This window comes from Pseudomonas sp. BAV 4579 (assembly GCF_009765395.1).
Taxonomy (GTDB): Bacteria; Pseudomonadota; Gammaproteobacteria; order Pseudomonadales; family Pseudomonadaceae; genus Chryseomonas; species Chryseomonas aestiva.
In genome coordinates this window covers 57,194-63,519 of record NZ_WHOV01000011.1, presented here as the reverse complement: position 1 = coordinate 63,519, position 6,326 = coordinate 57,194, and the positions used below count along the sequence as shown (strand labels likewise).

Here is a 6,326-nt window from a genome sequence, read left to right as displayed (position 1 = left end):
TTAGGCAGGCGGGTGAGCGCGGATCTCCTTGCGTATGCTCTGTTAGTTCTAAGGTGAGGAGAAACCTTACCGTATCAATCTCAGCTGCGCCTCTTTCCTTCGCTGGGGCTGGATCTTCCTCAATGCTGCTGATGCGTGGATCGATGTTTATACCAGGTTTGATTGTCTCTTGAATCACTGGCATTGTAGTCTAATAGCAGTGAGAGGAGTCGCGTTGATGCCGAAGTTAAGAAAGGCCGTAATTGATAAGCTACTAAATACTCTCGACGATACAAGGTTCGGTATTGCAGGTTATAAAGCATTCTTTCCAGATACCGGCTCTATCCTCTTTGCTGTGGAATTCCTACCTGTGCAGGGCTATAAGCTGCAGGTAAACGAGCTTCGAGGTACTAGCTCTCTGCGTATAGATCTATCGCCGGGGGCTTATCAAAACTTGGAATCGGTGACTGCCGCTGATATGGATGGAGTTCACGAGTGGATTGGGGCATGGGCACGTTATGTCTATGAGGAGGTTAGGGCAGAAGGCACATCTGCCGCTTCCGTGGCAGAAGTCCAGGAAAGCCTTGAAGACTATGTTAATACGCATGTGCCAAATCCTGGAGAGCGTTTCAATCGGGAAGAGCTTGCTGATGTTCTTCAACGTCTAACGGATCTAGAAGAGAAGTTCAAAGAGCTGCGTTCCTCTGACCAGCTAAACGATGCACAGCTCAAGGAACTTACTAAGGAAGTTGGCAATGCAAGCGCGGAGGCTAAGGTATTGCCAAAGGGTGTTTGGTACCGTGCATCCCTAGGCAAGGTAATGACCGTTATGAAAACGGTGGTTGGCTCTGCTGAAGTTAAAAAGCTTGTTGTAGATATAGTTCGACAAAAGATCGGGCTAGGCTGATTGGCCCCAGGGAAACTCCCCAGGGCCTCCAGCAGATCTCACGCGAAAGCGTACTTTGAGGATTCCACCAGGCCCACGCCGAGGGAGCCCTGGAGGGGTGGCGCCGGGAGACGCTTCAGATTCGCGTCACTGAGCTGGGCGCCAACCTGAGAAGCGAACGCCGCTAAGACATCCTGCTCCACATAGGTCCGAGCGAACTGCTCGCGGATGACCCGGAAGAGGGTCGCAGCGTTGCCCGCGTGGGTCCCGAAGGAATCGTGGATCATTGCGAATGAAGTGATGCCTTCCATGTGAGCAGCGGTCACGGTCTGCATCATGTGGCTCGCGTCCATCGAGTGGACGAAGTTGGGGCTAATGCCGTTCTTCTGGGCAATCTTGTCGATCTCTGGAGATTCCTTGCGGATGCTCACCTGGACTCGGACTTCGCCTTGAGATGCACCATTTTTTAGGGCTCCCGAAGAGGTTTCTTTGTTCTCAATCTGTCCGTCGAAACCCCGGATAAGAGCCGCGCCGAATACCGTGTCTACCCTCTGGCTGGACCTCTTTCTGTACTCCTGCCAAACCGTGAAGCCTGCGGGAGTGGTCCAGCGGACCGGGAGACCCTGGGACCCGAGGAGAGCCGCTGCGTGTTGGAGCCAGTTCATGGCCTCCACTGCCTTGACCACGGTTGCTCCCACTGCGTCCCAGATATGCTTCGCGAGGTACCGGGCCATCTGGGAGCGCTCACCCGGAGTCGGCCAGAAGTGGCCTTTGCCAGCGTCAGTAGCAGGGCGGATCACGTCCGACATAATCTGCTCACTGAAGCCGTATTCGCGGGAGCCATAGGCCAGGGTCATAACAGGAAGCTTGGTCACGCTGCGAGTGACGCCGAATGCTAGCCACCGCTCGGCCATGGTCTTCGCTCCGAGCTGGAGAACCGTTCTGGTATCCTCCCGGTCGGTCCCTTCGTCATAGACCTTATCCACGAATTCATCGGAGCCCCCATGAGCAACGTCAGCCTCAAGCTGATTGACCACCTTCTCCGCGACCATGCGATAGATGTCGGCGGGTCGTTCGGTAGGGATGAGGTTCACGGCGGCGCCTCCGATCTCGTCCTTAAGCATTGCGCTGAAGTGCTGAAGACCCGAGCAGGAACCGTCGAAGGCGACTGGGATATGGCTGACGAACTCCGCGCCATCTCTGAGGAAGCCTTCGTATTCGAAACAGAACGCCAGGAAGCCAAACGGGCTGTCCATGGTGGTCCAGAAGAGTTCGTCCAGCGGCTGGCGGGCACAGTTGACGATGACATCTTCATGAGCTTTGACCCAAGCGAGTCGTTCATCGAAGCTGACCTTATCGACCCCAGCGCAGTTGGCGCCGTGAATTGCCAGCCATTTTCCTCCTTCAAGGCCAAGCGGGACGCCTGAGGAGAACTGGAGAATCCCCTTCATCAGGTCATCGCCTTGGGGATTCAGTAGGGTGGTCGCGTAGATGCGGCCCCTGAAGTCCACGTTGTGCGGGAAGTAGATCGCCTGATCGTCCCGGAACTTCTGACCCTGCGACAGGATGGAGTCCACACGGCGCCTCCTGGAACCCAGCGAATCCATCTTCTGATAATGCTCGAACGCGGCCTTCCTGTACTTCAGGCGGGCTTCTTCGTTTGTGTCGATGTCATGGGGCTTCTCAGGCGGATCTTCCCCGAGGATGCACGGGAAGTCCTTGATGATCGTCCGCTTCCACGAGAGGACCTCTTGGGCAGCATCGAGAACCCTGGTGTTGATCGCCCAGGCAGTGTTCTGGATGTGGTTCACAGCCTCATAGACCGGAGTCAGGTCGAGCTCGTTATAGACGCTCTTCACGACAGCCAGCGGGGCCCTGACAAAGAGGATCGGGCGGGTATGCTCGGTGTAGTAGCCGCCGCCCATCCAGTGGGTCCAAGGGTTCGGCGGGACCACCGTGGGCAGGTGGACCGTGGCGATCTCGGCTAGCTTCAGGTTGATGGAGTCTGCCTTGGCGGCGAACTCTGGGGACATGGTGAGGACCATGTGGGTGTCCTTCACGTTGCCGCTACCAGACGCCACCCGTTGCAGGTGACCGAGACCCGTGGCCTGGAGAGTGATCGACAGCAGGTGCATCCCTACCTTAATCATCTCGGCTTCAATACGACCGTCTTCCTCTACCTCAAGCCTCCTCTCCCATGCCATCAGGTAGGCCCGCTTAACGTGGTCCCCGTGGCGCTGCTTGAGACCCTCACGGATGGCGCCTTCATAGACACGGCCATACTCGGACTCAAGGCGGTCAGACCTCATCTGAGTGTCCAGGTCTACGCCGATCTTCCGGGCCACTGCGGTGTTCGTCAGAGGCTTCCCGAGGAAGGCAGTCAGGGCAGCCCGCAGGGCGATGTAGGCCACGACCTTCGACTCCATGGTCTCAATGAACTTGAGCAGGGTAGCCTTCCGGCCTCCCTTAGGGGAGAAGGCTTCCGCCTTCCAATCGTCAATGGCCTTGGCAACCAAGGGGACTCCCTCGCGGAAGATCCACGAGTAAGCCTGGACGCCCTTCACGTCCCCTTCCTCCATGGCCCTCTCAAGCTCCTTGAGGAAGTTCGCAGAGCCCAAGGTGGACCCCTCGCGCTCTAGCTCGATTTGTCTTGCTGCTAGCTCCGGTCCGAACTGCTGAATCAGGACTTCGCTGGTGTTCATGAATGCTCCGTTTGAGGATCGTAGGGCAAAGATTCCCCTTACCCGTGGAAGGCTCCAGAGGAGCTCCCGCAGGGGAGGGAGGTGGTGTGTTCTAAGGTGGGGGGATCGCTTAGCTGATTGGCGGGCCGTTGAGGACTGGCAGGCCCTTACAGGAGCGGACCGCCTTTTCGAAGGTGCCTGGCTGAGTTCTGCGGTATACGCCGAGGCACTCCTTTGCGACATCCAGCCAGACAGACCCGCTGGGCGTCTCACGGGTGACCCCGAAGGACTCCATCAGAGCCTTCAGCTTGCCCTGGCTCGGGAGCTCTTGCAGGAGAGGCTGCCCAGACCGGAAGTCAGACAGGCACAGACGCCCGCCAAAGGGTTCCCAATGGAGAACGCCCTTGTGGGTTTCGCCTGGCTCGATGTCGAAGAGGATCACAGCCAGAGGTCTGACAGAGACCTCCGCGCCGGTAGTGGATGCAATGACTTTGACGCTGCGATGAGTGGAACGCCTGGGGCTCACAGCTGGACCCTCCTAGAGGGATTCCAGCGGACCCAGAGAGATCCTTTAGAGGTATCGCGGGAGACCTCGATCTCTACTAGGGGATGCGCCTTCAGGTGGTCCCGAAGGGGCTCGGCCTGGCATCCATAGCGGAGATCAAGGTGATTCAGAAGGGCACGTTCGGTGATGCCTTGGGTGGCCCTGGAGGACACCGAGGGGCTCACGCCTGCGGAGATGAGTTCGAAGGCTCCCGCGTTAGGGCTTGCCTCCTGTGCTGCTGTCATGGGATGAATCGTCATCGCCCAGTGCCTTCTTCAATATCCCTGCGATCTTCGCGAGGTCTTCCGGTTTGGCTGGATCAAGGCCTAGGCCCTGAATCAGGCTCACTACATCAGTGGAACTGCCAGACGCGACTTTCCGCAGGCGCAAGGCGCCCTCCTGGATGTCTCCCTGTAGGGTGTCGCCAATGCTCGCTTGTAGTCCGCCAAGGACTTTAGAGGGCAGGCGGATAGCCGCGCCGTGTCCCCATTTCACGATCTTGAATTCCACAGTGGGCCTCGCTTGAGCGGTGATAAATAGCGGGCGCATTGTGGAGCCTTGCTCCGGGATTTGTCATTGAAATTGCAGTTTTGGATTCCAGTTTTCGGAATCACTTGCGGTCGTTCTGAGGACCTCCCGAAGGGCCCTTAAAGGAGGCCCTTGAGGTGATGCTCAGTGCTGCGTGTTTGTGGAGACCCTGACTCTCCAGGCTCCGGCCTCTCGATCCAGCCGGACTCTCTTGCCTTCCTTCGCCATGAACCAGGCCATTGCCCACGCCTGGGCTCTTGTGGTGGCCTTCTGGCTTACTGCTTGCATCTCCGTATTCCCCTGACAGTTGATTGGCGCTTGTGCGGTGATCGTGTTGGCCCTCCTAAAGGGCCTCCCTAGGCTTTCCTGCCGCATTGTCCTAAAGGTTCCTGTGTCTCTGTCGCTAAGGTCAGTGTCTCGCTGTGATTCAAATGTATATTCAAATGAATACACATGACAAGCGCTGCCGAAGCTTCGGATGAATATCCGTGACGGACGGTAGGCTTTCCGGTACAGACGGTGTCGTGAGAGGTGGCTCAGTCTTAGCGGCCCTCCTAGCATTCGTTGCTATATATGCTGTCTATTAGGGTGAGCCCGTGAATTTAAAAAGCTTCAAGCGCGATAACCGCATTACCGACGAAATGTGGAGGGCAGCGGATATACCGTGGGAGACTCTTTCCAAGATTGGAGAGCACCATACTCAGTGCCACGGCGATTTAGAGCGTATAGCTGAGTATTGCGCAGGAATATTGAGAGCTTCCTCGTCTGTGCATTCAGTCCGATGGCGCGTAAAAGACGCACAGCATCTGATGGAAAAGATAGTAAGGCGGCGTGCTAAGGGTGCTGAACATTATAAAGAGATATCTTTAGATAATTACCAGTCAGTAGTGGCGGATCTTATTGGAATTAGGGCGCTTCATCTTTTTAAGGACGAGTGGCTTGAGATCGATAAGATGATAAGGGCTCATTGGGATCTAGAGGAGCAGCCCTTAATCTACTATCGCAAGGGTGACGAGGTTAAAAGCATTGATCCCAATGACGTTTTTGACAAAAGGGAGCATGAGGCCGGCTATAGGTCAATGCACTATGTGTTTGCGAGTAGCCCTGGGAGAAGGAAGGTCCTTGTAGAGCTTCAGGTTAGGACTATTTTCGAGGAGGGTTGGAGTGAAATCGACCACAGGGTTCGCTATCCGAATTTCTCCGATAATGCTTTGGTCGGCTATTTCTTAGGTATCTTCAATCGTTTGGCTGGCAGTGCGGATGAGATGGGGACTTATGTGAAAAGCCTGGCGAGTGATCTTGCAAAGGCGAATGACAATATGCAGTCGCTCAAAGATGAACACAACCAAACATTAGGTAAGCTGGAAGCCGCGTTAAAGGAGCTGAGTGCCGCAGGGGCGGAAAATGATGCTTCTCGTAAAGCTATTAAGGATATGGAAACTCAAATGGCGGCTTTAAAGAGGCAGTCCTCTAAAATGCCATCGGCTGGTATGGTGACCATTGGTTCTACTTTGCGAGAAACGGATACCTTTCTGACGGTAACAGCCAATGGTTTAATTAGTGCTCCTCTTTTTACTGGGTCTGTAGTGCAGGCAGGTCAGCCGATAAGTTCGTTGATCCAGTCAGTTGTCAGTCCTGGGTATCAAGTTGGTGAGAGTTTGGCCGGAAACTTGCGGTCAATAAAACCTAAAGAGTAACTAGCAGCTTT

4 protein-coding genes are annotated in these 6,326 nt (G+C 55.5%); 2 read left to right on the top strand and 2 right to left on the bottom strand.

Annotated elements, in window-relative coordinates:
* Positions 1–217: 217 nt before the first annotated feature.
* Entirely contained in the window at positions 218–886 is a 669-nt protein-coding gene (locus GSQ95_RS04310) for a hypothetical protein (RefSeq protein WP_158892902.1), read from the top strand.
* A 38-nt stretch (positions 887–924) separates the two neighbouring features.
* Here GSQ95_RS04310 and GSQ95_RS04305 read toward each other — a convergent pair whose 3' ends face one another.
* Positions 925–3,567, bottom strand: a complete 2,643-nt coding sequence (locus GSQ95_RS04305) for a DNA-directed RNA polymerase (protein ID WP_158892900.1) — start codon at positions 3,565–3,567, stop codon at positions 925–927.
* A gap of 739 nt (positions 3,568–4,306) precedes the next feature.
* Positions 4,307–4,600, bottom strand: a complete 294-nt coding sequence (locus GSQ95_RS04300; RefSeq protein WP_158892898.1) for a hypothetical protein — start codon at positions 4,598–4,600, stop codon at positions 4,307–4,309.
* 614 nt (positions 4,601–5,214) lie between these two features.
* Between GSQ95_RS04300 and GSQ95_RS04295 the strand changes: the two genes are divergently transcribed.
* Positions 5,215–6,315 (top strand): RelA/SpoT domain-containing protein, encoded by a 1,101-nt coding sequence (locus GSQ95_RS04295; protein WP_158892896.1) that lies wholly within the window; start codon positions 5,215–5,217, stop codon positions 6,313–6,315.
* Positions 6,316–6,326 lie beyond the last annotated feature (11 nt).